Origin of the sequence: Salinicola lusitanus, assembly GCF_003206045.1 — a bacterium.
GTDB lineage: Bacteria > Pseudomonadota > Gammaproteobacteria > Pseudomonadales > Halomonadaceae > Salinicola > Salinicola lusitanus.
Genome location: NZ_PZJM01000009.1, coordinates 466,420 through 489,733 on the forward strand (window position 1 = coordinate 466,420; position 23,314 = coordinate 489,733).

General features: G+C 63.6%; 21 protein-coding genes. 9 read left to right on the forward strand and 12 right to left on the reverse strand.

The window, feature by feature from the left end:
- Nucleotides 1–9 precede the first annotated feature (9 nt).
- Together DOM45_RS15435 and DOM45_RS15440 are read right to left on the reverse strand one after the other, a co-directional pair.
- A complete protein-coding gene (locus DOM45_RS15435) occupies nt 10–495 on the reverse strand; it encodes a tripartite tricarboxylate transporter TctB family protein (RefSeq protein WP_157958450.1) in 486 nt (161 codons plus the stop codon).
- 130 nt (nt 496–625) lie between these two features.
- A complete protein-coding gene (locus DOM45_RS15440) occupies nt 626–1,486 on the reverse strand; it encodes a tripartite tricarboxylate transporter substrate binding protein (protein ID WP_240612422.1) in 861 nt (286 codons plus the stop codon).
- A 393-nt stretch (nt 1,487–1,879) separates the two neighbouring features.
- On the opposite strand from DOM45_RS15440, the gene DOM45_RS20110 reads away from it, so the two are divergent.
- Nucleotides 1,880–2,218, forward strand: a complete 339-nt coding sequence (locus DOM45_RS20110) for a hypothetical protein (RefSeq protein WP_157958451.1) — start codon at nt 1,880–1,882, stop codon at nt 2,216–2,218.
- Here DOM45_RS20110 and DOM45_RS15450 read toward each other — a convergent pair.
- The 3 genes from DOM45_RS15450 to DOM45_RS20340 form a co-directional block, all read right to left on the reverse strand.
- Nucleotides 2,176–3,282, reverse strand: coding sequence for a hydroxyacid dehydrogenase (locus DOM45_RS15450; protein ID WP_240612423.1), 1,107 nt, complete (start codon nt 3,280–3,282; stop codon nt 2,176–2,178). The genes DOM45_RS20110 and DOM45_RS15450 overlap by 43 nt on opposite strands.
- On the reverse strand, nt 3,279–4,610 hold the full coding sequence (locus tag DOM45_RS15455; RefSeq protein ID WP_240612424.1) for an alpha-hydroxy acid oxidase: 1,332 nt from the start codon (nt 4,608–4,610) through the stop codon (nt 3,279–3,281). Before DOM45_RS15455 ends, DOM45_RS15450 begins: the two co-directional genes overlap by 4 nt.
- Nucleotides 4,611–4,713: 103 nt before the next feature.
- Nucleotides 4,714–5,793 carry a 4-carboxy-4-hydroxy-2-oxoadipate aldolase/oxaloacetate decarboxylase gene (locus DOM45_RS20340; protein WP_240612425.1) on the reverse strand — a complete coding sequence of 360 codons (1,080 nt, stop codon included), beginning with the start codon at nt 5,791–5,793 and terminating at the stop codon, nt 4,714–4,716.
- On the opposite strand from DOM45_RS20340, the gene DOM45_RS15465 reads away from it, so the two are divergent.
- From DOM45_RS15465 to DOM45_RS15475, 3 genes are all read left to right on the forward strand, one after another.
- Nucleotides 5,771–6,685, forward strand: coding sequence for a tripartite tricarboxylate transporter substrate binding protein (locus DOM45_RS15465; protein ID WP_240612426.1), 915 nt, complete (start codon nt 5,771–5,773; stop codon nt 6,683–6,685). The genes DOM45_RS20340 and DOM45_RS15465 overlap by 23 nt on opposite strands.
- 62 nt (nt 6,686–6,747) lie before the next feature.
- The gene (locus DOM45_RS15470; protein ID WP_110601915.1) at nt 6,748–7,212 is read left to right on the forward strand and encodes a tripartite tricarboxylate transporter TctB family protein; all 465 of its coding nucleotides are present in this window, start codon (nt 6,748–6,750) and stop codon (nt 7,210–7,212) included.
- Between the two features lie 3 nt (nt 7,213–7,215).
- Nucleotides 7,216–8,757, forward strand: a complete 1,542-nt coding sequence (locus tag DOM45_RS15475; RefSeq protein WP_110601917.1) for a tripartite tricarboxylate transporter permease — start codon at nt 7,216–7,218, stop codon at nt 8,755–8,757.
- Between the two features lie 56 nt (nt 8,758–8,813).
- On the opposite strand, the gene DOM45_RS15480 is transcribed toward DOM45_RS15475, so the two are convergent.
- Nucleotides 8,814–9,497, reverse strand: coding sequence for a GntR family transcriptional regulator (locus DOM45_RS15480; RefSeq protein WP_110601919.1), 684 nt, complete (start codon nt 9,495–9,497; stop codon nt 8,814–8,816).
- Nucleotides 9,498–9,636: 139 nt separating this feature from the next.
- On the reverse strand, nt 9,637–10,500 hold the full coding sequence (locus DOM45_RS15485; RefSeq protein ID WP_110601920.1) for a YicC/YloC family endoribonuclease: 864 nt from the start codon (nt 10,498–10,500) through the stop codon (nt 9,637–9,639).
- 173 nt (nt 10,501–10,673) lie between these two features.
- Between DOM45_RS15485 and rph the strand changes: the two genes are divergently transcribed.
- Nucleotides 10,674–11,396: a ribonuclease PH gene (rph, locus tag DOM45_RS15490; RefSeq protein WP_110601922.1), complete on the forward strand. Its 723-nt coding sequence runs from the start codon at nt 10,674–10,676 to the stop codon at nt 11,394–11,396.
- 285 nt (nt 11,397–11,681) lie between these two features.
- Nucleotides 11,682–13,418, forward strand: a complete 1,737-nt coding sequence (poxB, locus tag DOM45_RS15495) for a ubiquinone-dependent pyruvate dehydrogenase (protein WP_110601923.1) — start codon at nt 11,682–11,684, stop codon at nt 13,416–13,418.
- Between the two features lie 64 nt (nt 13,419–13,482).
- On the opposite strand, the gene DOM45_RS15500 is transcribed toward poxB, so the two are convergent.
- The gene (locus DOM45_RS15500; protein ID WP_110601925.1) at nt 13,483–14,091 is read right to left on the reverse strand and encodes a TetR/AcrR family transcriptional regulator; all 609 of its coding nucleotides are present in this window, start codon (nt 14,089–14,091) and stop codon (nt 13,483–13,485) included.
- Between the two features lie 181 nt (nt 14,092–14,272).
- Here DOM45_RS15500 and DOM45_RS15505 point away from each other — a divergent pair, with 181 nt between their 5' ends.
- Nucleotides 14,273–14,689, forward strand: coding sequence for a RidA family protein (locus tag DOM45_RS15505; protein WP_110601927.1), 417 nt, complete (start codon nt 14,273–14,275; stop codon nt 14,687–14,689).
- A 104-nt stretch (nt 14,690–14,793) separates the two neighbouring features.
- On the opposite strand, the gene DOM45_RS15510 is transcribed toward DOM45_RS15505, so the two are convergent.
- The 3 genes from DOM45_RS15510 to DOM45_RS15520 form a co-directional block, all read right to left on the reverse strand.
- Nucleotides 14,794–15,927 (reverse strand): alkene reductase, encoded by a 1,134-nt coding sequence (locus tag DOM45_RS15510; RefSeq protein ID WP_110601929.1) that lies wholly within the window; start codon nt 15,925–15,927, stop codon nt 14,794–14,796.
- Between the two features lie 184 nt (nt 15,928–16,111).
- Complete coding sequence (locus DOM45_RS15515) at nt 16,112–16,879, reverse strand: glucose 1-dehydrogenase (protein WP_110601931.1); 768 nt, start codon at nt 16,877–16,879, stop codon at nt 16,112–16,114.
- Between the two features lie 43 nt (nt 16,880–16,922).
- Entirely contained in the window at nt 16,923–18,302 is a 1,380-nt protein-coding gene (locus tag DOM45_RS15520; RefSeq protein ID WP_110601933.1) for a GntP family permease, read from the reverse strand.
- A 239-nt stretch (nt 18,303–18,541) separates the two neighbouring features.
- Here DOM45_RS15520 and DOM45_RS15525 point away from each other — a divergent pair, with 239 nt between their 5' ends.
- Both DOM45_RS15525 and DOM45_RS15530 read left to right on the forward strand, forming a co-directional pair.
- Nucleotides 18,542–20,119, forward strand: coding sequence for an FMN-binding glutamate synthase family protein (locus tag DOM45_RS15525; protein WP_110601935.1), 1,578 nt, complete (start codon nt 18,542–18,544; stop codon nt 20,117–20,119).
- A 64-nt stretch (nt 20,120–20,183) separates the two neighbouring features.
- Complete coding sequence (locus DOM45_RS15530) at nt 20,184–22,343, forward strand: prolyl oligopeptidase family serine peptidase (protein ID WP_110601936.1); 2,160 nt, start codon at nt 20,184–20,186, stop codon at nt 22,341–22,343.
- A gap of 38 nt (nt 22,344–22,381) precedes the next feature.
- Here DOM45_RS15530 and DOM45_RS15535 read toward each other — a convergent pair whose 3' ends face one another.
- Nucleotides 22,382–23,314: an amidohydrolase family protein gene (locus DOM45_RS15535; RefSeq protein ID WP_110601938.1), complete on the reverse strand. Its 933-nt coding sequence runs from the start codon at nt 23,312–23,314 to the stop codon at nt 22,382–22,384.

A 23,314-nucleotide genomic window follows, 5' to 3' on the forward strand; every position in this document is an offset into this window, starting at 1 on the left:
ATGCCCTCGCTAGCGCAGAAAGAGTTCGGTGGGAAGTTCCTGGCCCATCAACAGCACGAAGATGATCGCGATGCCGCCGGTGAATATCAGATCGGCGAGCAGCAACCCCTTCAGGCTGCGATAGCCGAAACACCAGGCCACCGCGGGGATCATCACCGCGGTCGTGGTGTAGAAGCCGAGCAGGGCGACGCCCGCGACGTAGAGGGCGATGGACGCTGCGATCCCGAGGAAACGGCGGGCGTTATCGAAGACCTGCGTGGGCGCGTAGGCGTCGCCTTGTCGCTTGAGGCGGATCACGCAGCGGGCGATCAAGAAGACGCCGAGTAGAACGAGCACCGACAGCATCGAGACCGGCAGCAACGCTGTCATCGCCGGCATCCCGGCGGTCCGCAGGAGCAGGGCGCCCGCTGCCAGAACGATGACGATGCCGGCGATCAGGTCCGGATCGAGGCGGCGAGAACGAGGGGACGATGGGGCGTTGGACTCGTGGTTCATGGTCTGTCTCATCAATGGAAGGACGAGGGGCCGACGTGTCTCGCCACTGGCGCGAGCCGACTACGACTCTCTCGTGACGAGAGTCGCAGGGATCATCGAGGGGGTGTCGGATGGCGCGGGCGAGTGACGCTTACTTCCAGGGCTGGGTTTCCCAGATCTGCTTGGCGAGCTCCAGCTGTTCGGCGTTGAGCGCCTCGAAGTCGTCACCCAGTGCAAGTTCGGTGGGATTGCCCGACTTGCGCATCGCGGTCTGAAAGTCCGGGTCGTCGTAGGTCTGCTGGAACGCGGCGAGCAGCTTCGACTCGACGTCTTCGGGCAGGCCGGCCGGCGCGACGAAGCCGCGCAGAGCGCCATTGACCAGGTCGTAACCCTGTTCCTGGAAGGTCGGGATATCCTCGGCCATGCTGGAGCGCTCTTTCGAGGCGATACCCAGAACGTTCAGCTCGTCGCGAAAATTGACCACTTCGGAGACGTTGATGATACCCATCGTCACGTGTCCCCCCATCAACGCGCTGCGTGCCGGCGCCGAACCCGAGAAGGGAACGGTGATGTAGTCGGCGTCCGTTGCGCTGGAGAGCTTCTGCAGGAAGAAATGATCGTCGCCGCCGAGGCTGGACATGGCGACCGTCACCGCGCCCGAGCGGGCCTTGGCGGCCTCGACGAGCTTGTCCATGGTGTCGATGTCACTACTTTTTGGCGTCACGATCACATTGGGATCGTTAACGATGTTGGCGAGATAGGTGAAGCTGTCAGCGTCGTAATCCGCATTGCGGTCGAGGGTTCGTGCCATCGCTCCCGGCAGATTGTAGGTGCCGATCGTATAGCCATCCGGGTCGGCTTCGGCCACGGCCGTGATGCCGATCTGCCCGCTGGCTCCGGGCATGTTCTTGACGACCACGGACACGCCGTTACCCAGGTACTTCTCCAGATAAGGGGCGATATTTCTTGCCATGACGTCGGTGCCGCCACCCGCGGCGAAGCCGACGATCATGTCGATTTTCTTTTCAGGATAATCTGCCAGAGCGCTCGTGGTAGTGATGCATGAGACGATAAGCGCTGCGGCGACCGAAAGCGATTTGAATCCCATTTTTGTGCCCTCAAGACTCTCAATTCGTCCGGCCAGTTAAGGGCACATCAAAGGAGGGCTAAAGCGAATATTTTTATTGGACGTGGTTAATTTTTTTTCACACAAGGAATTAGGGATGTGAATCGAGACTTTGGTCTAAAGTTTCGCAGCTTTACTTAAATGATGTCCGGCATTGTGTCAATCAGACCAATTGTGCGGCGAGTTCGTGCACTACCCCGGGTACCGAGAGTGTCGGATGCTTCGAATATCTAAATTGTCAGGTTGGCGAGATGCCGCCTGGTGGTCGGTGCCGCCCCGATGGCGCAAGCACGACATTGCGATACGATTAATCCCCAAGAGACGGGCGATCCGCTGGAGATCGGCGGTATTGGCGGCGATATCGCCGCCGAAACCGGCCGTCGACAGCTCGGCGAGGAATCGGCGATAGCGCCCGGGCAGCGTCAGCTTGGCGCTGGCCCGGTCAAGGCGTGTCATCATTGCCAAGTCCAGCGCTCGAAATCAAACTATCAGGATGAGATACCAATCGATTGGGTATCTCGATTGCACGAACATGCCAGGCCGTCGGTCTTGAAAAAAGCCAAGGCTTTCATGCTTTATCGAGAAGCCTTTGTTGGGGGTTTTCCGAATATCGCATGATAACGCTCAGCGTAAATTGGCCAGGCTTCTGGGTTGAGCAAGCGCGGCGGGAATTCACCGTCTAGTGTTTCGATCAGTTGCCGTGTTGCCCAGGTTGCAATATTGCGCCGCGCCTCGTGAGTGACGCCGGCGGTGTGATACGTCGCCATGACATTGGGCATGGCCAGCAGTGGATGGTCCAGAGGCGGGGGTTCAATGTCCCACACATCGATACCGGCTCCACCGATATGACCGCTTTGAAGTGCCTCGGCCAACGCCGCTTCCGAGTGGATGCCACCGCGTGCCGTGGTGACGAAGAGTGCGCCGGGTTTCATGGCAGCAAAGGCGGACGCATCAAACATCCCAAGCGTGTCGGCCTTCCTCGGGCAGTGCAGCGATACGATGTCCGATTCGGCCAGCAGCGTCGATAGGGTCACCGGTTGGGCACCTCTCTCTCGAATCGTGTCCGCATTCAGGAACGGATCGTAGGCGATCACCTCCATGCCGAACGCTCTGGCCAACGCGGCGACCTGCTTGCCGATATGGCCGATGCCTACGAGTCCGACTGTCTTGCCTTGCAGCTCGCGTCCCATGAGATCCTCTCGGGAGAAGGTGCCCCCTTGCCTCAGGCGGTGGTCATTCTCCGCGAGTCGCTTGTTGACTCCCAGCATCATGCCCAAGGTGTGTTCGGCAACCGATTGGGCGTTGGCGCCGGATTGATTCATCACGAGGACGCCGGCACGGCTGCACGCCTCGATATCGACCGTGTCATAGCCGGACCCTGACGTGGAGACGCAGAGAAGGTTGGGCGTTCTGGCGAGCAAGGCTTCATTGGCGAACCAGCTCGGAGGGGTTTCATCCTTAGCCGAGGATATCTGGTAGGCGTGTGCCGCCTGCAGCACCTCTGCGCAGTCGTCGAGGCGGCTGGCAACGGGGAGCGTGGTCAGCGTGATGTCGGGTCGGGTCTTGTAGATGGCCTGCATCGATTCGTCGTACCAGACATCGAGTCGGAAGACCGACTTGTCGAGAGACCGTTGCCGCGACGTCGTCTCTAGTGGTGTCGGCGCACTGTGTCGATGATTCAATTTTCGCTCCTCGCTTCCTGACGATGATTCTCTCGATCGGTGTGATGGTCTCGATGTGACGAATTTTCTGGACTGTCGTGATGACCTGGGTCGCTGTCATTCGACAAGCGGCGCTCCGCCATCGAGGTCAGCGCGACCAAGTGATCCCGGCGCAACTGATTCAGTCGAGTGATGCCCAGTAGTGCCATGTCTCGCCGGATCTCGGCCGACATGAGTTCGATGGCGTGCGCGACGCCCGGCTCGCCGCCGACGGCGGCGGCATAGGCGAACGGTCGCCCGATGAATACGAAGCGCGCCCCGAGAGCCAGGGCTTTCAGCACGTCCGTGCCGCGACGGAAACCGCTGTCGATCATGACCGGCAGGTCGCCCACTGCCGCGATGATGTCGGCCAGCGCATGTAACGGCGAGATCGCCCCATCCAGCTGCCGGCCGCCGTGGTTGGATACGATGAGCGCGTCGACCCCGAGTGCCTGGGCTCTTTTCGCATCGGTGGGATGCAGGACACTCTTGAGTACCAGCCGGCCCCGCCAGATGTCGCGAATGAATCCCAGGTCGTCCCAGTTCAAATGGCCCCGGTCGGAGATATCTCTGTCGACATGGGGGGAGAAAATAGGGGCGCCGCGGGAAGCGTAGTTGTTCTCGAAGTGCGGCATCCCGTGGCGATGGAGCGTTCTCAGGAAGGTGTTGAACAGCCATCCGGGATGTGAAATGCCATCCCAGGCCAGTCTGACCGACGGCTTCATGGGGGAGGAGAAGCCGGCTCGACGGTTGTTGTCCGGGTTCGTGGCAACCGGCGTATCCAGGGTGATCACCAGCGTGGTAAACCCCGCTGCCTGGACGCGTGCCACCAGCGACCGAATGGCCTCGCGCCCGGCCGGTAGATAGGCCTGGAACCAGGTCGCGTCTCCCCGGTCGGCGAGGGTTTCCATACGGATTAGCGATGAGCCGCTCATGATCATCGGGATGCCCGCCGATGCGGCGGCGTCAGCGAGGACGATGTCAGCCCGGTAAGCCCACAGTGCGCCGAGTCCCATCGGTGCGATACCGAATGGCGATGACATCGGCAGGTCGAAGAGGGTCGTGGTCTGGCTCACTTGGGAGACATCCACCAGCACGCGTGGCATGAAGCCATAATCGCCAAAGGCATGCCGGTTGGCTCTGAACGATTGACCCTCTTCTGCGGCATTGGCGATGTAGGAAAAGATGGAGTGGGGCAGATACCGACGAGCCGCCGCCTCGAAGTCGTGCAGGTTGTGAATACGGGCCAGCCGTCGACGGATTATCGCCGATCGGGCGTCAGCGAGAAGGGGGCGGATTGAGATCGGCATCGAGCGTTCCGTCATTCAGTCTAGCGGGGCCGGCGATCAAGGGGATTGGGTCTTCGCGCAACACCCTCATCCCGCGACGCGCCGGTCATTGACTAGCCAGGCTTTACTTCAAACCCAGGCGGTCGAGGGTGCCGCGTAGATTCAGTAGATCGAGCGTGCTGGCCCCTTGTTCCAATTCACGGCGGAACGCCTCTTCCTTCTCCTCGCGCGCCTGGGAGGCCGTGATGACGTCATCGAGCGCTTCGCTTGCCACCACCACCACGCCATCCCGATCGCCGACCACGATGTCGCCGGCACGTATCGCCACGCCGCCGCACTGGATCGTTTCGTTGACCTTGCCCGATTGATGCTTGTGCGTTCCCTTGATCGAGAGCCCGCGGCAGAACACTGGAAAGCGGGATTCGATGATGGTGTCGGCGTCGCGCACCATGCCGTCGATGATCAGGCCGCTGATGCCCGCCAGCGTGGCCGCCAGCGTCAGAATATCCCCCCATGGCCCACCTTCGGTGAAGCCCTTGGCATCGACGACCAGCACGTCACCCGGCCTTGCCTTGGAGATGGCGTAGTGAATCAGCAGATTGTCGCCGGGCGAGCAGTCCACGGTCAGTGCCCTGCCGGCCACTCTCAGCGTTGGATCCAGCGGCTTGATACCGGAATCCATGGCGCCACGCTGACCTTGAGCTTCATGAATCGTTGCACTGCCCAAGGTCTTCAGCGTGTCCATGACGGTCTGTGAGGTCATTCGTTGGCCCTTCCCTGAGTGAGGAGATCGTCCGGTGCGCAAGGTCTCGTCAGCGCAGGACATCGACAAGAACAATAAAAAAACAATAAAGATGACCTGTCTACAAAATCTTCCTTTTTCCAATGCGAGACAAAAGTATAATGAAGGTAAAATATATTGATATTCAATTATTTGAAGGCCATTTTCGGTTTCTGGGCAGAGCGGTGGAAATCGCCGCTTGAGCCAATGAGACACCTGTGATTCGATGATTTTGTTTTTTATTAGAACAATAATCGAAAGCCGAACGATATCAGTCGTTTTCGACATCCATCCGAGCACAGCTCGCCAAGCCAGTACGTCCGTTGAGGCGATGGCGGCGAAAAAGGAGAGGCCCATGAAGCCTGGCATGAAGACAAGAACCGTTGCGATCGCCGCCATCATGCTGATGCCGCTGTCGGCCATGGCCGATTATCCCGAGCGCGCCGTGCAGATGATCATCGGCTACTCCGCCGGAGGCGGCACGGATATCGCCGCGCGGACACTGGCTCCCTATATCGAGAAGGAATTGGGCACCGACATCACCGTCATCAACCGCCCCGGCGCCGGTGGTGAGGTCGGCTTCACGGCACTGGCCAACGCCGAGCCCGACGGTTACACCATCGGCTTCATCAATACGCCCAACGTGCTGACCATCCCGATCGAACGTGACACACGCTATGAACTTTCCGATTTCCAGCCGGTGGCCAGCGTCGTCGATGATCCCGATGGCTTCAACGTGGGGCCGGATAGCGAATTCGCCTCGCTCGAGGATCTGGTCGCCTACGCGAAGGAACACCCCGGCGAGATCACCTACGGCACGACCGGGGTGGGCTCGGACGATCACCTGGCCGCGCTGGCGCTGGAGCGCTTGGCGGGGATCGAGATGACCCACGTGCCCTTTCCCGGTGCTGCCGACGTACGTCAGGCATTGATGGGCGGGCACATCGAGATGGGGATATTCAACATTGGCGAAGCGGCGGCGGACGTGAAGGCCGGGCGAATCAAGATGCTGGCCCAGGCCGCAAGTCAGCGTTCGAAGGAATTACCCGATGTGCCGACGACTGCCGAAGCCGGTTACGAGCTGACTATTGGCTCGAACCGCGGCATCGCCGTTCCTGCCGGGGTCCCGGACGCGATCGTTCAGAAACTCTCCAGTGCCATCGAAGCGGCCATGAACAACGAAGAGTTCCAGAAGGCAGCCGCGCAGCAGTCGTTACCACTCGACTACCAGGACCCGACCACCTACCAGCAAACACTTCAGGACCTGCAGGCACGTTTTCAGACGCTTTGGGATGAATCTCCCTGGAGTCAGTGATTGGACGAGCCAGCCCCTGGCTGGCTCGCCACTTTTTATCCATCGCATGTGAGAGGAGCGCGATGATGCGTCAGGCAGCGGTAGAGACAGGCGTGGCACTCGCTGGCGCGATACTCAGCGTCTTCGGGCTTGTCCATGCGCTGGGTTTCACGCGAGATTCCGCCTATTTGCCCACCGTCGTGATGGGATTTCTGACCCTCCTGCTGGTGGTATGGGCCGTGAGGTCTGCGCTTGCCTTGCGTCATGAAGGTGGTGAATCGATGCGATTCTCGCCGGGCCATGTCAGAAGGTTTTTCACCTTGCTGGCAACCTCCATCGTCATGATCGTCGCTGCACCCAGGTTGGGATTCGCCACTACGTTTCTGCTGTTCGTACCTCTGAGTGGAATGCTCCTCGGCTATCGCAGAGGCAAGTGGCTGGTGGTCACGGCAATCATTTTCTCGCTGTTGATCTATGTGATTTTCCAGGTGGTGCTGGATAGACCACTACCTCCCGAAATGGCGCTGCGTCTTTTCACAGGGATATGACTCATGTGGGATTCCATTCTTTCCGCCCTCCCGTTGCTATTCTCACCCGCTGTCCTGCTCGCCATGGCCGGTGGTACGACCATCGGCGTGCTCATCGGTGCCCTGCCTGGGCTTTCGGCGACGATGGGGATCGCCGTGCTGATTCCGCTGACGTTCACCATGGACCCGCTGGTTGCGCTCGGCATGATGGCGGGTATCTACAATGGCGCCATGTACGGCGGCGCAATTCCCGCCATTCTACTGCGTATTCCCGGTACGCCTGCCGGTATCGCCACGGTCTTCGATGGCCACCCCATGGCGAAAAAGGGCCAGGGGCTGGAGGCGATGAAGATCGCGTTGACGTCTTCGGCGATCGGCGGCTCGGTCAGTGCCCTGGCGCTGCTCTTTCTGAGTCCGCCCCTGGCCGCGATGGCGTTGAAGTTCGGCCCGGTGGAGGTTTTCTGGCTGGCGATCTTCGGGCTGGCGGCCATCTCCGTACTGCTGAGCGATGCGCCCATCAAGGGGCTCATCAGTGCCTGTCTCGGTCTCGTCATCGGTATGGTCGGCATCGACTCGATGACCGGTAACGAGCGCTTCACGTTCAATGTCATGGATCTCATGGGGGGCATCGATATCCTGGTGCTGCTCACCGGGCTCTATGCCATTCCGCCGGCTCTGACGCTGGCGCAGGAAGCCATGCTGCTGAGCAGGAACAGCATCGGCAGCGGCGGCAGGACGAGAAGCGGCATCGGCTGGAGACGACTGGTGCCGACCTGGTGCCGGGCATCGGTCATCGGCGTGATCGTGGGCATCATCCCGGGCACAGGGGGGAATATCGCAGCCATGCTCTCATGGAACGAGGCGCGGCGTGTGGCGAAGGACAAGTCGCGGTTCGGCAAGGGAGCGCCCGAAGGCGTCGCAGCGGCGGAGTGCGCCAACAACGCTGACAACGCGGCTTCCCTGATTCCCGCGCTGACCCTGGGGATCCCGGGCAGCAGCGTTTCTGCGGTCATCCTGGGCGGCTTGCTGGTTCACGGCATGCTTCCGGGGCCGGACCTGTTCACGCGCTCCGCTCCCGTCACCTACGGTTTTATCCTGGCCATGCTGGTAACCTCGATCATGCTGTTCGTGATCGGTCGGCTTGGCGCGAGGCTGTTCATCAATGTGATGTACATGCCACCACTGCTCCTGGCGCCGATCATCATTGCCCTGACCACCATCGGCGTCTATGCCATTAACAACAGTCTGTTCGATGTGTGGCTCATGCTGGCGTTCGGGGTCATGGGGTGGGGCATGGAACGACTGAAAATTCCGCTGGCGCCTGCGGTATTGGCCGTCATTCTTGGCCCGGTGGCGGAATCGAACCTGCGTCGTGCGATGCTCATTGGCCGGCACGAGGTGAGCTATCTCTTCTCCAGTACCATTGCCATCGTGATGGTGACGATCATTGTGCTGACCGTTCTGGTGCCGGTCATTCGGCGCTTACTCACCCACTACCGGGGGCGGCCGTCGAAACTGGCGATGGCGAGCGACCCTGAGCGGGCCCGTCAACGGTTTGAGCCTTGAGCGTCAGTGATCTGGAATAGGTTGATTCAGCGCGTCTTTGGTGAGCTCGAGGCGCGCTATGTCTTATCCGCTTTTTCCCAAGGGTCCCCTTTCGATTGGGCCGACTGCCTGGCCATGAAAACGCAGTAGGCCATGCGCAGGTGCACGCGCATGAGGTCTTCAGCGTAACTCTCCTCCCGTTGCTCGATCGCATCGATGATGTCCCTGTGTTGCTGCATCGAGCGCTGCATCTCTGCGTCGGAGTAGAGGTAATAGGAGCCTACCGTGATCGGTGAATCGACCAGCATCCTGACCATCTGCTTGAGCTGCGCAGAGCCAGATGCCGTCATCAGGATCTGATGGAATTTCTGATTTTCCGCCTGGATGCTGAACAGGTACTTGTCGGGCTGGTCCCGATAGAGTCCTTCGATCACGTCGGCATGACGATGCAATTGCGCGATCTGCTCCGCCGTCGCACGGCTAGCGGCCAGCCTGGCTGCGCGTGATTCCAACAGGATGCGCAGCTCGTAGATGTCGACGATATCGTCCTGCTGCCAGGGCGAAACGAATGAGCCGCGACCCTTCTCGTGATAGATCAGGCCGTCGTCCACGAGGCGCTGAATGGCTGCTCGAACCGGCGTCCGGCTGACCGCAAGCGTCTCGGCTAGATGGGCTTCCTTGATCTGCATGTCCGAAGATAACTCTCCCGACATGATTTTTCTTCTGAGTGTCGTGTAGACCCGATCTGTGAGCTTTGTCATGGCTTGAATGCGATCACGCTAGACCGTCATGACGGTCGTCCGGAACCCTGGGCTGATGTCGATACCGTGCCAGCATCGCATCGGTGACAGGTAGTGTCATGTGGTGGGGTGATGGATCGTCCTCCGATGGATGGACATCTCACTCCAGATTCTGAATCTGCTCCCGCATCTGCTCGATCAGCACCTTCAATTCCACCGCGCAGCGGGTGGTGTCGGCGACGACGGCCTTGGAGGAGAGGGTGTTGGCTTCGCGGTTGAGTTCCTGCATCAGGAAATCGAGGCGGCGACCGATCGGCCCTTTCTGTTTCAACTGGCGTTCCACTTCGGTGACGTGGGTTTCCAGCCGGTCGAGTTCTTCGGCGACATCCGCCTTGTGGGCCAGCATCACCATTTCCGCTTCCAGGCGTTGCGGGTCGAGTTCGGTCTTGGCGCTCTCCAGTCGTTCCAGTAGCTGGGTACGCTGGCGCTCGAGAATCGTCGGCAGGTGCTCGCGCACGGTCGCTACCTGTTCGCGGATGCCGCTCAGACGCTCGCGAATCAGTTCCGCCAGGCGCTCGCCTTCGCGGGCGCGGCCGGCATCCAAATCCTCGAGTGCGGCGTCGAACAGCGCGAGTCCGGCGGCTTTGACCTGATCGATATCCAGGCGCTGGGTGGCCATCACGCCAGGATGGGCGAGCAGCTCCAGTGCGTTGGGCATCGGCGCTTCCGGGAGCTGGGCGCGAACCTGCTCCAGCGCCTGGGAGAGTGCGGCGAGTTGATCGGCATTGATCTCCGGTGCGGCGTTGCCTTCGGCGGGGTCGAAACGCAGCGAGCACTCCACCTTGCCGCGGGCGAGACGCTGGCGCATGGCATCGCGAAAGTGCGGTTCGAGATCGCGCAGGGTATCGGGGAGGCGGAAGTGGGGCTCCAGGTAGCGCTGATTCACCGAGCGCAGTTCGAGCTGCAGGCTGCCCCAGTCGGCATCCCGGGTCTGGCGTGAGAAGGCGGTCATGCTGTGGGGCATGGAAGTTCCTTGGGTCGTCGAGCTGATCGATCGAGTGTAACCCATCCGTGAAGCCGTTGGCCGCCGCTCGCCAGCGGTGAATGTGCAGCCGAGCCGTGTAGAATGGCCGGCCTGCTGTGAAGCGTCGAAGGCGTGGCGCTTCTGTCATTGATGTTTTGGATCGAGAGGCTTTCATGCGCCCGAGTGGACGACAACCCGATCAGCCCCGCGAGGTCACGCTGACCCGCGGTTTTACCCGTCACGCCGAAGGCTCGGTGCTGGTGAGCTTCGGGGATACCCAGGTGCTGTGCAACGCCAGCGTCGAAGCCGGTGTGCCGCGCTGGTTGCGCGGCAAGAACCAGGGCTGGGTGACCGCCGAGTACGGCATGCTGCCGCGGGCGACCCATACCCGCGGTGGCCGTGAGGCGGCGCGAGGCAAGCAGGGCGGGCGCACGCTGGAGATCCAGCGCCTGATCGGCCGCAGCTTGCGCGCGGCGGTGGACCTGAAGAAACTCGGCGAGTTCACCATCACGGTCGACTGCGACGTGCTGCAGGCCGATGGCGGCACCCGTACCGCGTCGATCACCGGGGCCTGTGTGGCGCTGATCGAGGCGCTGCAGTACATGCAGCGCAAGAAGATGATCAAGACCGATCCGTTCCGCCAGTTGGTCAGCTCGATCTCGGTGGGCGTCTACAAGGGCACGCCGGTGCTCGATCTGGACTATCCGGAAGACAGCGCCGCCGATACCGACATGAACGTGGTGATGACCGAGGACGGCAAGCTGATCGAGGTGCAGGGCACGGCGGAGGCCGAAGCGTTTTCCCGCGCCGAGCTCAACGGCATGCTCGACCTGGCCGAGAGCGGCTGCCAGGCGCTGTTTGCCAAGCAGCATGAAGCGCTGGGCATTCGCCGCTGATTCGCTGCCGTGATGGCGGCCGCATGGGCCGCCATCCTGGGTTTCTCTCCGATTTTCTCTTCTCTTTTCGCGGTTTTCTCCCCTGGGGATTTCGACTTCCGGCTGACTGGCTGGTCATCGTCGCTCGGCGGGCTCAGGCCCGGCGGCAGGGCCCGGTATTTCTACTAGACTAAAGTCCAAGCACTGGGGCCTCGGCTTGGAGGCTCCATTCGCTGTTCTCTTCAGTCATCGGGGCTGCCCGGCATCTGACCTCGCCGGGAGTCCAGTCAACCCAGGGAGACTCTCGTGGCCGAACCGAATATTGCGGACCTCATCATCGAGACGCTGGACCGCGCCGGCGTGCGCAACATCTGGGGGCTGCCGGGCGACTCGCTCAATGGCCTGACCGAGAGCCTGCGACGCCAGGAGCGGATTCGCTGGCGCGGCGTGCGCCACGAGGAGGTGGCGGCACTCGCGGCCAGCGCCGAGGCCGATGCCACCAAGCGTCTGTCGGTCTGCGCCGGCTCCTGCGGCCCGGGCAATCTGCATCTGATCAACGGTCTGTACGAGGCCCAGCGCGCTAATGTGCCGATGCTGGCGATCGCCGCGCAGATCCCCTCCAGCGAGATCGGCCTGGGCTACTTCCAGGAGACCCACCCCGAGAACCTGTTCCGTGAGTGCAGCGACTACTGCGAGCTGGTGTCGTCGCCGGCGCAGATGCCGCGGGTGCTGGAGACCGCCATGAACGTGGCGATCACCCAGCGCAGCGTGGCGGTGATCGTGATACCGGGGGACATCGCCCTGCAGCCGGCACCGGTCAAGGCCTCGAGCTGGTCCGATCCGGTGCGCGCCGTGCCGGTGCCGCCCGCGCCTGCACTCGATGAGCTGGCCGAATTGATCAATGGCCAGGAGCGTGTGGCGATTCTCGGCGGCTACGGCTGCGACGGCTATCACGATCAGGTCGTCGCCCTGGCCGAACGGCTGAAGGCACCGGTCGTCCATGCGCTGCGCGGCAAGCAGTCGCTGGAGTACGACAATCCCTATGACGTCGGCATGACCGGGCTGATCGGTTTCAGCTCCGGCTATCACGCGCTCAAGGATTGCGACTTCCTGCTGATGCTGGGAACCAACTTTCCCTATCGCGACTTCTTCCCCGAGCACGGCAGGATCGTCCAGATCGACGAGCGCGGCCCCCACCTGGGCCGGCGCAGCCCGTTGCTGAAGGGACTGGTGGGCGATATCGGCGCTACCCTCGAGGCGCTGCTGCCGCGTCTGATCGAGAAGACCGATCGGGATTTCCTCGACGATGCCCAGAAGGATTACCGCAAGGCGCGCAAGGGACTCGACGATCTCGCCACCCCGCGCGGCAGCGGCGAACCGCTGCATCCGCAATATCTGACCGCGCGAGTGAGCGAGCTGGCCACCGGCGATGCCGTGTTCACCTGCGACGTCGGCACGCCGACGGTGTGGGCGGCGCGCTACCTGGCCATGAACGGTCAGCGAAGGCTGACCGGCTCGTTCATGCACGGCTCGATGGCCACCGCGGTACCCCAGGCGATGGGTTGGCAGGCGACCTTCCCCGAGCGCCAGGTGGTGGCGCTGGCCGGCGATGGCGGTGTCAGCATGCTGATGGGGGATCTGATCACGCTGGTCGAGCATCGACTGCCGGTGAAGATCGTGGTCTACAACAACCACACGCTGGGCTTCGTGGCGATGGAGATGAAAGCGGCGGGCTTCGTCGACGAAGTCACCAACCTGCCGGCGGCGGATTTCGCCAAGGTCGCCGAGTCGCTGGGCATGTTCAGCGTCCGTGTCGAATCCTCCGACGCCATCGACGATGCGTTGCGCGAGGCGTTCGCGCATGACGGCCCGGCGCTGGTCGACGTGCGCACCGCCAAGCAGGAGCTGTCGATTCCGCCGCGTATCCAGGCCGAGCAGGCCAAGGGCTTCAGCCTCTACACCATGCGCGCGGTGATGAGCGGTCGCGGCGACGAAGTGGTCGATCTGGCCAAGACCAACTGGCCGTGGCGGCGCAAGAAGTAGACGACGACAACCGCGATGATGCCGTCGCCCGGCCCTCTCGCCGGTGGGCGACGGTGATCTCCGATCAGCTCGGGCTGGTGGAAGGGTCGAGCGCCAATAGCCCCGAGGCCAGTTGGCGGAAAGCGTCGGTGGCCCTGTCCAGCACGTCAGCATCATCGCTGGCGGCGACCCAGAGCGCGGCGTTGAGCGCCGCGCCATTGATCAACCGGGCGGCGGCTTCCACGTCCACCGGCTTGACGACTCCCTCCCTGCTCAACGCCTCCAGCGTCGTCATCGTCGCCAGCAGGCAGCGGTTCTGGCTCGGCCACTGGGAGGGATCTCCCAGCACCGCCGGGCCATCCAGCAGCACGATGCGCTGGATCTCGGGATCGCGCGCCAGCTCGATGTAGGCACCACCCTCCGCCAGCAGTGCCTCCCAGGCATCGGTATGGCGCTGCCCGATCTCGTGGGCACGGGCGGCCATCTCGCTGTCGAGTCGATCGACCACGGCGGCGAGCAGGCCCCGCTTGTCACCGAAGTGATGATAGAGCGCGCCGCGGGTCAGGCCGGCGCGGGCGGTGAGCTCGTCCATCGAGGCGCCGGCGTAGCCCTTCTCGGCGAAGGCCGCTCGCGCGGCATCGATCAGCTTGGCGCGGGTCTCTTCCAGCATTTCGGCGCGACTACGTCGGGTCATGATCTCTCCTGTGTTCAAGACGGCTTCGTCCGTTCCGCCGCAAGGGTATCGCGAGACGACGAGTATTGGCATACGCAGCGTATATTAGTTTGACATACATCGCGTATGTGTCGTTAATATACGTGTCGTATGTCAATTCTCTGGCGCTCTCGCGCGTCGCGCTGTCCCAAGGAGTCAAACCATGTTGCAAGCTCAGCCTACCCAGTCGCCGCAGCCGGTCTTTCCCGCCAACCGTAGTGCGCTTTACGAGAAGCACGGCTACTCGGCCGCGATTCGCTCCGGGGATCTGCTTTTCGTCTCCGGCCAAGTCGGCAGCCGCGAGGATGGCTCGCCGGAGCCCGATTTCGAACGCCAGGTCGCGCTCGCCTTCGACAATCTAAAAGCGGTGTTGGCCGCCGCCGGCTGCGGGCTGGAGGATCTCGTCGACGTCACCACCTTCCACACCGATCCGGAGCATCAGTTCGATACGGTGCTGGCGACCAAGTCGCGCCACTTCCCGGCGCCGCCCTATCCCAACTGGACCGCCGTGGGCGTGAACTGGCTGGCCGGATTCGATTTCGAGATCAAGGTGGTGGCGCGGATTCCGAACGGCGCCTGACTACCAGTTGCCCCCAACGACGAACGCCCCGCGGTTGCGGGGCGTTTTCATCTCAGCGACAGGATAGCGCCAGCGAGGCGCCGGGATTACGGCGGGTCAGGCGATCAGGATTTTTCCTCAATCATCTTTTCGCGCGCCAGACGTGCCTGTTCTTCCTCGTAGGTGGGAAAGTCGACATAGCCTCGGGCATCGCCGCCGTAGAAGGTATCCGGGTCGAACTCGGCCAGCGGCCAGTCGTGCTGCAGGCGCTCGACCAGATCCGGGTTGGAGGTGAAGTAGCGACCGAATACCGGCAGGTCGATGGTACCTTCATCGACCAGCTTCTGCGCTTCCGCCTTGTCGAGATTGCCGGCGAACAGCAGCGTGCCGCGATAGGCGTCGCGGAACTGACGCAGGAACTCCCGCGGCAGGCCATCCTGCCCCTGGGCGCCCTGGTCCATCAGGTGGACGTAGGCCAGGCCGCGCTTGCTCAGCTCGGCGGCAAGATAGAGATAGGTGCCTTCGATATCGTCGTAGCTCGGCATATCGAACAGGGTGCCGTAAGGCGTCAGGCGCACGCCGACACGATGCGCGCCGATCAGCGCGATCGAGGCGTCGATCGCCTCGAGCAGCAGCCGGCAACGGTTCTCGCGCGAACCGCCGTAGTCGTCGGTGCGGTCGTTGAGGCCGGCGTTGATGAACTGCTCGAGCAGGTAGCCGTTGGCCCCGTGCAGTTCGACGCCGTCGAAGCCGGCATTACGCGCGTTCAGCGCCGCCTGGGCGAAGTCGTCGACGAGCCGGCGGCACTCTTCGGTAGTGGCCGCGCGCGGCGTCGTCGCCGCCAGCATGTCGGGCTGACCGTCTTCGTTGTAGCCGAACGCCATGCCGCCCTGCTTGGCGCTGCTGCTGATCGGCGCGGCGCCGTTGAGCTGGATCGAGGTGTGCGAGACACGGCCGACGTGCCAGGTCTGGCAGAAGATGACCCCGCCGCGCTCGTGCACGGCCTGGGTCGCTTTCTTCCAGCCGGCGATCTGGTCCGGTCCGTAGATGCCCGGATTGAACAGGTAACCCTGGCCCTCGCGGGAGATCGGGCTGCCCTCGGAGATGATCAGCCCGGCACTGGCGCGCTGACGATAGTAGAGGGCGCCCATCTCGTCGGGGATGTCGCCCTTGGCGCGGGCCCGGGTCATCGGGGCCATGACGATGCGATTGTTGAGGCGCGTACCGGCAAGATCGAACGGTTCGAATAGCGATGTCATATCGTGAACTCCTTTTTATGCCGACATTCGGCCGCGGTAATGGCCGGCCAAACGCAGAGCGAGCCCGAAAGGGCTCGCTCGAATAGACCAAAGTCTAGGAAACGATTAGCCGACCAACAATGAAACCTGACGACCGTGTCGATAGGGGGAACCTATCGCGGGCCGGGCCGAATCGCGGGCCGGTTCACACCACCGAGGTCATGCCGCCATCGACGAACACGTTCTGCCCGGAGACGAAGTCGGACGCCCCGGAGCAGAGGTAGACCAGCGTGCCTACCAGCTCCTCGACCTGGCCCCAGCGCTGGGCCGGCGTGCGCTTCTCGATCCAGGCGTTGAAATCGGCGTCCTGCCACAAGGCCTGATTCATGTCGGTCTGGAAGTAGCCGGGGGATAGGCAGTTGACCTGGATGCCGTAGCGCGCCAGGTCCGCCGCCATGCCCTGGGTCAGCAGCGCCACGCCGCCCTTGGAGGCGGCGTAGGGCACGATGGTTTCGCGGGCCAGCTTCGACTGCACCGAGCCGACATTGACGATCTTGCCGCTGCCGCGCTCGGACATCGCCGGACTCAGCGCCCTGGAAACATAGAAGGCGCTGGAGAGATTCGTCGCCAGCACGGCGTCCCAGTCGGCGGGGTCGAAGTCGTTGAAGGGCGCCCGCTTCTGCAGGCCGGCGTTGTTGACCAGGATGTCCGGCACGCCGAGTCGTTCGATCAACGCGGCAGTGGCGGCTTTCACGGCCTCGGCATCGGTGACGTCGAAGGCCACGGCGTCGACCTGGGCCCCGGTCTCTGCCGCCAGTATCCGCGCGGCCTCGTCGGCGGCTTCCTGGCGGCGTCCGTGAAGGATGACATGAGCGCCGCGCTCGGCCAGCCCGCGGGCCAGGGCGTTGCCCAGCCCGCGGGTCGAGCCGGTGACCAGCGCCAGCCGGTCGCGAATGTCGAAAAGGTCTTTCATCGATACTCCTTGCCGCCAAAATCGGATCCGGCGGGTCAGTGGCCTAGAAAATCAGATAGACGATGCAGGCGAGCAGGAAGCCCACCACCGATTCCAGCGCCTGCTGCACGGTCCAGGTCATCAGCGTGGTCTTGACGTCCATGCCCAAAAGCCGCCCCACCAGCCAGAAGCCGGAGTCGTTGACGTGGCCGGCGAACACCGAGCCGGCAGCGGTGGCGAGGGTGATCGCGACGATCTGCATGGCCGAGAAGTCGCCGCTGGCGACGGCGGGCGCCATCAGCCCGGCGGCGGTGACCAGCGCCACCGTGGCCGAGCCCTGGGCCAGGCGCATCACCACCGCGACCAGGTAGGCGGCGACGATCACCGGCATGCCCAGGTCGCTCATCGAGTCGGAGAGCGCATCGCCGATGCCGGAGGCCTGCAGCACCCCGCCGAACATGCCGCCGGCGCCGGTGATCAGGATCACCGAGCAGATCGGCCCCAGCGAGGAGTCGACGATCTTCTCCAGCGCGCTGCCGCCTTCACCGCGGCGGCTGCCCAGCACGTAGATCGCCACCAGCACCGAGATCAGCAGTGCGATCGGCGTCTCGCCCAGCGAGGAGAGGAACTGGAACCAGGTGGCGTCGCTGTCGGCCACGCCGGCGGCGCGGGCGAAATCGAGCCCGGTATTGAGAAAGATCAGCGCCAGCGGCAACAGCAGCAGCGCAATGACCGTACCCACGCTGGGCGGATTCTCGATCGTGTCGTTGTCCTGGCCGCCGAACAGGCTGACTTCCAGCTTGAAGTCGAACCGGCTGGCGGCAAAACGCCCCCACAGGTAACCCGAGAGGTACCACATCGGGAAGGCGATGAGGATCCCCACCAGCAGCACCAGACCCAGATTGGCGCCGTAGAGCTCGGTGGCGGTGACCGGGCCGGGATGGGGCGGCACGAACACGTGCATCACCGAAAATGCCGCCGCCGCCGGCAGGGCGTAGAGCAGCACCGGGCCGCCGAGGCGTTTCGCCACCGCGAAGATGATCGGTAGCATCACGATCAGCCCGGCGTCGAAGAAGATCGGGAAACCCATGATCAGCGAGGCGATACCCAGCGCGAACGGGGCGCGGGACTCGCCGAACAGCGACACCATCCGTTCGGCCAGCACCTGGGCGCCGCCGGAGTGCTCCACCAGCTTGCCGAGCATCGCGCCGAAACCGACCAGCAGCGCCACCGAGCCCAGCGTGCCGGCGAAGCTGTCGGTCATGGTATCGACGATGGCACCGGCCGGGATGCCGGTGGCAAAGGCGGTCAGCAGGCTGACCAGCACCAGGGTGGGAAAGGCGTGTAGATGAAAGCGGATGATCAGTACCAGCAGCAGGGCGATCGCGGCGGCGGCGATGCCGAGCAACGGCCCTGCGGTCAGGGTTTGCGTCCAGTCGTCCATGAAGCTCTCCCGGAAGGGGTGGTTACCGTCCCACGGTTGCATGAAGTCATATGTCTAAAAATACGACATTGGTTTGTCGTTCTCGCCCTCTGCTCGTTCGATGGCGCCGGAGGCTCGTCGCCTCCGTATCGGTGACGTGGTTTACTTACTACGTCGGTAGCCGGCGGGCTCGATAATTTGAACAATCCTCAGGTGCGATCAACACTTGAAGGGTCACCCTCATCGTCGGACAGCCAACCATGTATCGCCAATGTTTTTATTTTCTGACGGCTGCGTTGATCGCGGCCACTCTCGTCATCGGCATTTTCTGGCCCCCGCTACTGTGGTTGCTGCTTCTCTGGATACCGCTGGCCCTCGTCGGCTGGCGGGATCTGCGCTCGCCGCACAACGTGCTCTACAACTACCCGCTGATCGGTCATCTGCGCTATATGCTCGAGTTCGTGCGCCCGGAGCTCCGTCAATATTTCTTCGAATCCGAGACCAGCGGCCGGCCGTTTTCGCGCGAGCAGCGCAACCTGATCAATGCGCGCGCCGACGGTACCGGGGATACCTCGCCGTTCGGCACCATCCGCGATGTCGATGCGCCCGGCTACAACCTCTCCTACCACTCCATCCAGCCCGGCAAGGTGCCGGATGAGGCGCGCTGGATCACCATTGGCGGACCCCAATGTACCCGGCCCTATCGCTCGTCGCGGCTCAACATCTCGGCGATGAGTTTCGGCTCGCTCTCGGGCAACGCCATCGAGGCGATGAACCTGGGTGCCAAGCAGGGCGGCTTTGCCCACGACACTGGCGAGGGCGCGATCAGCCCCTATCACGAGAAGCATGGCGGCGATCTGATCTGGGAGCTGGGTACGGCCTACTTCGGCTGCCGCCACGACAATGGCCGCTTCGACGCCGAGACGTTCCGAGAGAAGGCGTGCCGGGACCAGGTCAAGATGGTGGAGATCAAGATATCCCAGGGTGCCAAGCCCTCTCATGGCGGGTTGCTGCCGGGGGCCAAGGTCAATCAGGAGATCGCCAGCACGCGCCAGATCGAGGCGGGGCAGGATTGCGCCTCCCCCTCTTCACACCCTGAATTTTCCACCCCGCGCGAACTGATGGTGTTCGTCGCGCGCCTGCGTGAACTCAGCGATGGCAGGCCCGTCGGCATCAAGCTATGCCTGGGCAAGCGCAGCGAATTCCTGAGTATCTGCAAGGCGATGATCGAGACCGGCACGCTGGTCGATTTCATCGTCATCGATGGTGCCGAGGGCGGTACCGGGGCCGCGCCGCAGGAGTTCTCGGACAGTCTCGGCGTGTTCATCGACGACGCCGTGCCGTTCGTCGACAATGCCCTGCGCGGCGTCGGCCTGCGCGACAAGATCCGCCTCGTCGCCAGCGGCAAGGTGGCACTGGGCTACGACATGGTGGTCAAGACCGCGCTCGGCGCCGACATGTGCAACGCCGCGCGCCCGTTCATGTTCGCGGTCGGCTGCATCCAGGCGCGTCGCTGCCATACCAACAAGTGCCCGACCGGGGTGGCGACCCAGGACCCCAAGCGCTCCCGGGCGATCAACGTGCCGGAAAAGGCCGAGCGGGTGGCCCGCTATCATCAGGCCACGCTGGATGGTTTCGCCGCGCTCACCGGCGCCATGGGGCTCTCGCACTTCGACGAGCTGACCCCGGACCACATTCGGCATCGCAGCGGTTACGCGCCGGCTCGCGGCTACAGCGATTTCGAAATGCCGGCGCTGGAGGCCGGCCAGTTGCTCGGCGACGACATGCCCGAGGTGTGGCAGGCCGAATGGCGGGCCGCCGGCGTGGATCGGTTCTAAACTCGCCTTGCCGTCGACCGACGCATGCTAGGCTCGACGGCACCCTGATGGTCTGGAGAACGCCATGCTTCGCTTCCCCCCTTATCGTTATCGCTCGGCCGATCCGGATATCGCCGGTTCGCCGGGCGAGGATCCGTATCGCTGGCTGGAAGCGGTCGACAGCCCAGAGGCGCTGGCCTGGGTCGAGGCGCAGAACCGGCGGACGCTTGCACGCTTCGAGGACGCCGAGTTCGACGCCTTGCAGACGGGATTGCGTCAGATTCTCGACGCCGACGACCGGATTCCGTTCGTGGTCAAGCGCGGCGAGCACTACTACAACTTCTGGCAGGACGCCGAGCACCCGCGCGGCCTGTGGCGGCGCACCACGTGGGCGTCCTACCGCCAGTCACGGCCGGCGTGGGAAGTGCTGATCGACGTCGACGCGCTCAACGCGGCCGAGGGCGAGAACTGGGTCTGGCATGGCGCCAGTTGCCTGGAGCCGAAGACGCCGGACGCTCCCTGGGAGCGGGCGCTGGTATCACTCTCCCGCGGTGGCGCGGATGCCGACGTGACCCGCGAGTTCGACCTGATCGACAAGCGCTGGGTCGGGCACGACGGTCACGGCGAGGCCGGTTTCGAGCGCCCGGAGGCCAAGGGCGGCATGAGCTGGATCGATCGCGACACGGTGTTCGTCTATACCGATTTCGGTGCGGACTCCCTGACCAGCTCCGGCTACCCGCGCTGCGTCAAGCGCTGGCGGCGGGGCGAGCCACTGAGTGCTGCCGAAACGCTGTTCGAGGCGGACCGCCAGGATCTGATGGCGCTGGCGTTCCATGACAGCACCCGCGGCTTCGAGCGCGATTTCATCCATCACGCCCTGGCCTTCTACGAGCAGCGCCTGATCGAGCTCATGCCCGACGGCGAGACCTTCCCCATCGAGGTGCCGCTGTCGGCGCAGGCTGTGGTGCATCGTGAGTGGTTGCTGGTGCATCTGCGCGACGACTGGCGACTCGAAGAGAACAACCGGAGTTTCCAAAGCGGCGCGCTGCTGGCGATCGACTACGACACCTTCAAGCGCGGTGGCCGGGATTTCACCATCCTGTTCACGCCGGATGCACACCGCTCGCTGGAAGGGTTCGAGTGGACGCGCCATTACCTGGTGCTGGATATCCTCGAGGACGTCAAGCACCGGCTGCAGGTGCTAACGCCGGGGCAGGGCGACGGCTGGTCGCCGCGTCCGCTGGCCGGCTTGCCCGCCACCGGCGAGATCGGCGTCGCGGCGGTGGACGACGAAGAGAGCGACGAGGTCTTTCTGATCGTCACCGACTATCTCACCCCGACATCGCTGTTGAAGATGGATCTGGCACGGACCCCGTCGGCTCGGCCGGAGAGCGACGCGGAAACGATCAAGCGCGCGCCGAGCTTCTTCGAGGCCGACGGCATGCAGGTGACGCAACGTTTCGCCACCAGCCTGGACGGCACGTCGATTCCCTATTTTCTGGTGCTGCCGGCGGATGTGGCGCGGGAGAGGCCGAATGCGCCCTTGCCGACGCTGCTCTACGGCTACGGCGGCTTCGAGATCTCGCTCACGCCGCACTACATCGCCGGGGCCGGGCGCAGCTGGCTTTCGCGCGGCGGCGCCTACGTGGTGGCCAATATCCGGGGCGGTGGCGAATATGGCCCGCGCTGGCATCGCGCCGCGCTCAAGGGCGAGCGCCACAAGGCCTTCGAGGATTTCGCCGCCGTCGCCGAAGATCTGGTGGCGACCGGCATCACCACCCCGCGTCAGTTGGGCATCCAGGGCGGTTCGAACGGGGGGCTGCTGGTCGGCAACATGATCACCCGCTATCCGGATCACTTCGCCGCCGCAGTGTGTGAAGTGCCGCTACTCGACATGCAGCGTTATCACCAGCTGCTGGCGGGCGCCTCGTGGATGGCCGAGTACGGCGATCCGGACAGCGACGACTGGGAGCGCTTCCTGAAGGACTACTCGCCCTATCACAACCTGCGCGAGGGCGTGGACTATCCGGCGGTGCTGTTCACCACCTCGACCCGCGACGACCGGGTCCACCCCGGCCACGCCCGCAAGATGATGGCGCGCATGGAAGCGATGAGCGCAGGGGACGTCTTCTACTACGAGAACACCGAAGGCGGCCACGGCGGCGCGGCGGACAACGCCCAGCGGGCGAAGCTGAGCGCGCTGGCGTGGCGGTTTCTGTGGGCTCGACTGGGCAAGGCCGGATAGGGCGTTGTTGCAATCGACTGCCGCCATCGCGGCGGCAGTCAGCCCGCCATGGCCGGCGCCGGGAGCCGATACCAGCGGACAGCGTTGTCGTGGAGGATCGGCTGGCGGGCGTCCGCTGCGGCATCGGCGATGGCCTGCTCGATCATGGCGAGCCAGGTCGCATAGCTGGCATTGAGTCCGGTAACCGGAAAGTTGCTGGCGAAGAGACAGCGTCGGGGCCCGAAGATACCGATCGTTTCGGCGAGCAGGGCGATATTCTGGCGCTCGTCCCAGTCAGCCATGGGGCTTCCCAGCTCCGAGAGCTTGACCGCGACATTGGGATTGGCCGCCAGCGCCTGCATCCCCTCGCGCCAGCTTGCCAGCCCCGGTTCGCTGTGATCCCAGGGCAGGCCGGTATGGTTGAGAATCACCCGCAGGTTCGGGGTGGCTTCCAGAGCCCTGGCAGCATCCGCGAGATGCCAGGCCGGCACCCGCAGATCCCATGACAGGTCGCGCTCTTCCAGCATTCGCAGCCCGCGGGCCCAGCCGGCATCCTGCAATGAACCGGGCGCGCCGAGCGTATCGTCGTATCGGTCGGGGCGCGCGGCCGTCACCGGTTTGGCGCGCACGCCACGAAACAGCGGCGAATCCATCTGACGATCGAGTTGCGTTTCGCAGGCCGGATCGGCGAAGGCCGCCCAACCCACCAGTGCCACCGGCAGCCCCTGCTGCTCGGACAGCCGCGTCAGCCAACGGGTCTCCACCTCCGGCGCCTGGCGAGTCGATTCGGCCTCGCAGTGCACCGTGCCCGCCAGGTGGTAGCCCGGGGGGATCAGCGCTCGGATGTCCGCCGGCAGGAACGGCTGGCGAATGGCGGCGTAATCACCGAGGAAGAAGTGGTCGTCGATCTCATCCTCGAGCCATGGGTAGTGCACGCTGCCATCCAGCGCCCAGAAGTGGTGATGGCTATCGATCAGGAGCTGTTCGCTCAT

Coding starts and splice junctions, on each gene's coding strand:
- DOM45_RS15525 (WP_110601935.1), top strand. CDS start 18,542: ATGTATCGCCAATGTTTTTATTTTCTGACGGCTGCGTTGATCGCGGCC.
- DOM45_RS20110 (WP_157958451.1), top strand. CDS start 1,880: ATGGCGCAAGCACGACATTGCGATACGATTAATCCCCAAGAGACGGGC.
- DOM45_RS15455 (WP_240612424.1), bottom strand. CDS start 4,610: ATGCCGATCTCAATCCGCCCCCTTCTCGCTGACGCCCGATCGGCGATA.
- DOM45_RS15520 (WP_110601933.1), bottom strand. CDS start 18,302: ATGGACGACTGGACGCAAACCCTGACCGCAGGGCCGTTGCTCGGCATC.
- DOM45_RS15515 (WP_110601931.1), bottom strand. CDS start 16,879: ATGAAAGACCTTTTCGACATTCGCGACCGGCTGGCGCTGGTCACCGGC.
- rph (WP_110601922.1), top strand. CDS start 10,674: ATGCGCCCGAGTGGACGACAACCCGATCAGCCCCGCGAGGTCACGCTG.
- DOM45_RS20340 (WP_240612425.1), bottom strand. CDS start 5,793: ATGGCCGACAGCGGCATCAGCATGATGGCGGCGATCGCAACGGTTCTT.
- DOM45_RS15480 (WP_110601919.1), bottom strand. CDS start 9,497: ATGACAAAGCTCACAGATCGGGTCTACACGACACTCAGAAGAAAAATC.
- DOM45_RS15505 (WP_110601927.1), top strand. CDS start 14,273: ATGTTGCAAGCTCAGCCTACCCAGTCGCCGCAGCCGGTCTTTCCCGCC.
- DOM45_RS15535 (WP_110601938.1), bottom strand. CDS start 23,314: ATGAGCGAACAGCTCCTGATCGATAGCCATCACCACTTCTGGGCGCTG.
- DOM45_RS15510 (WP_110601929.1), bottom strand. CDS start 15,927: ATGACATCGCTATTCGAACCGTTCGATCTTGCCGGTACGCGCCTCAAC.
- DOM45_RS15530 (WP_110601936.1), top strand. CDS start 20,184: ATGCTTCGCTTCCCCCCTTATCGTTATCGCTCGGCCGATCCGGATATC.
- DOM45_RS15465 (WP_240612426.1), top strand. CDS start 5,771: ATGCTGATGCCGCTGTCGGCCATGGCCGATTATCCCGAGCGCGCCGTG.
- DOM45_RS15435 (WP_157958450.1), bottom strand. CDS start 495: ATGAACCACGAGTCCAACGCCCCATCGTCCCCTCGTTCTCGCCGCCTC.
- DOM45_RS15500 (WP_110601925.1), bottom strand. CDS start 14,091: ATGACCCGACGTAGTCGCGCCGAAATGCTGGAAGAGACCCGCGCCAAG.
- DOM45_RS15475 (WP_110601917.1), top strand. CDS start 7,216: ATGTGGGATTCCATTCTTTCCGCCCTCCCGTTGCTATTCTCACCCGCT.
- DOM45_RS15485 (WP_110601920.1), bottom strand. CDS start 10,500: ATGCCCCACAGCATGACCGCCTTCTCACGCCAGACCCGGGATGCCGAC.
- DOM45_RS15440 (WP_240612422.1), bottom strand. CDS start 1,486: ATGATCGTCGGCTTCGCCGCGGGTGGCGGCACCGACGTCATGGCAAGA.
- DOM45_RS15470 (WP_110601915.1), top strand. CDS start 6,748: ATGATGCGTCAGGCAGCGGTAGAGACAGGCGTGGCACTCGCTGGCGCG.